This window comes from Mycobacterium sp. E3298 (assembly GCF_001666895.1).
In the GTDB taxonomy this organism is placed as follows: Bacteria; Actinomycetota; Actinomycetes; order Mycobacteriales; family Mycobacteriaceae; genus Mycobacterium.
Genome location: NZ_LZJB01000261.1, coordinates 1 through 721, shown reverse-complemented (window position 1 = coordinate 721; position 721 = coordinate 1). Strand labels below are relative to the sequence as shown.

Sequence of the window (721 nt, the reverse complement as noted above, 5' to 3'; positions counted from 1 at the left end):
CCTCGTCGAACGGCTGCACCCCACCCGCAGCCTGACCCACCACCCCCTGATCCAAGTCGTCTTAGCCTGGCAGAACCTGCCCTGGCAGCATGACGGTCCGGCCGCCGGGCTGGCGCTGGGGGACGTGCAGGCCACGCCAGAACCCGTCGACACCCGGGTCGCCCGCATGGATCTGGTGTTCTCGCTGGCCGAGCGCTGGACCGAGGACGGGCAGCCCGCCGGCATCGGCGGGGCGGTGGAATTCCGGACGGACGTATACAACACCGCCCGCATCGAGGCCCTGGCCGCGCAACTGCACGACGTATTGGTCACCATGACGGCCGACCCCTCGCGGCGTGTCTCGTCGATCGAGGTGCTGGATGAGGGCGAGCGTGCGCGTCTGGAGGTGATCGGTAATCGGGCGGTGTTGGGTGGTTCGGTGCCGGTGGGGGTGTCGATTCCGGAGCTGTTTTCGGCGCAGGTGGATCGTGCCCCGGGGGCGGTGGCGATCAGCTGTGGGGGCGGGTCGTTGACGTATGGCGAGTTGGATGAGGCGTCGAATCGGTTGGCGCGCTTGTTGATTGAGTATGGTGCCGGTCCGGGGGAGTGTGTGGGGCTGTTGGCCGAGCGCTCGGCGCAGGCCGTGGTGGCGATTTTGGCGGTGCTCAAGACCGGGGCGGCCTACCTGCCCATCGACCCGGCACTGCCGGCGGCCCGCATCGAATTCATGCTCACCGACGCC

At 68.8% G+C, this 721-nt stretch carries 1 protein-coding gene; it reads left to right on the top strand.

What is annotated here, in order from left to right; translation table 11 throughout:
* The coding region (locus A9X05_RS12255) for an AMP-binding protein (RefSeq protein ID WP_156736667.1) at positions 1 to 721 on the top strand (721 nt) is incomplete at both ends.